The sequence below is a fragment of the Mesorhizobium sp. M7A.F.Ca.CA.001.04.2.1 genome (assembly GCF_003998485.1).
Lineage (GTDB): Bacteria > Pseudomonadota > Alphaproteobacteria > Rhizobiales > Rhizobiaceae > Mesorhizobium > Mesorhizobium ciceri.
In genome coordinates this window covers 1-846 of sequence record NZ_RZQT01000293.1, presented here as the reverse complement: position 1 = coordinate 846, position 846 = coordinate 1, and the positions used below count along the sequence as shown (strand labels likewise).

At 63.9% G+C, this 846-nt stretch carries 2 protein-coding genes; one reads left to right on the top strand and one right to left on the bottom strand.

The window, feature by feature from the left end; all coding sequences use genetic code 11:
- The coding region (locus tag EN955_RS34580) for a zincin-like metallopeptidase domain-containing protein (protein ID WP_245492857.1) at positions 1-350 on the top strand (350 nt) is incomplete at its 5' end.
- Between the two features lie 157 nt (positions 351-507).
- On the opposite strand, the gene EN955_RS34575 is transcribed toward EN955_RS34580, so the two are convergent.
- Positions 508-846: TCP-1/cpn60 chaperonin family protein (locus EN955_RS34575; RefSeq protein ID WP_281034488.1), on the bottom strand; the 339-nt coding region annotated here is incomplete at its 5' end.

Sequence of the window (846 nt, the reverse complement as noted above, 5' to 3'; positions counted from 1 at the left end):
GCTTTCACGAGCTTGGCCACTGGACCGGCCACCCGAGGCGACTCGCGCGCGACCTATCCGGCTCCTTCGGGTCCAACACCTATGCGCGCGAGGAACTCGTCGCCGAAATCGCATCAGCCTTCATCTGCAGCAGTCTCGGCATCGAGCCGACCGTGCGCCATGCGGACTACATCGGCTCATGGCTGACGGTTTTGCGCGAGGACAACCGCGCCATCTTCCGCGCCGCAAGCCATGCCTCGAAAGCCGCCGATTTCCTGCTTGGCCGCAATGTCGATGTCGAAGGTGAGGCACATGCCGAAACCGCCTATGGGACCGCGCAATCCTCACACGCGACCGCCTTGCGCCTCTGATGACGCAAAGCCGCGCGCAACCAACTCGACAGTTCTTTTGAGGTTGCCCTAACGCCGATGGCCGGCGTTGGCGTCGATCGTTCATCGGACCGAGGTTCGCAAAAAAAGAGGGCGGCATTGATGCCGCCCTCTCGTTGCGAAAGCTGCCAGAGCTGGATTAGAAATCCATACCGCCCATGCCGCCCATGCCGCCGCCACCCATGCCGCCAGGCATGCCGCCGCCGCCAGCCGACTCCTTCTTCGGAGCCTCCGCGATCATGGCTTCAGTGGTGACCAGCAGGCCGGCGACCGAGGCCGCGTCCTGGAGAGCCGTACGGACAACCTTGACCGGATCGACGATACCCATGGCGATCATGTCGCCATATTCGCCGGTCTGGGCGTTGTAGCCGAAGGTCGCGCCCTTGTTCTCAAGGATCTTGCCGGCAACGATCGATGCTTCCGCACCGGCGTTGGCCGCGATCTGGCGGGCCGGAGCCTGCAGCGCACGACGCACGAT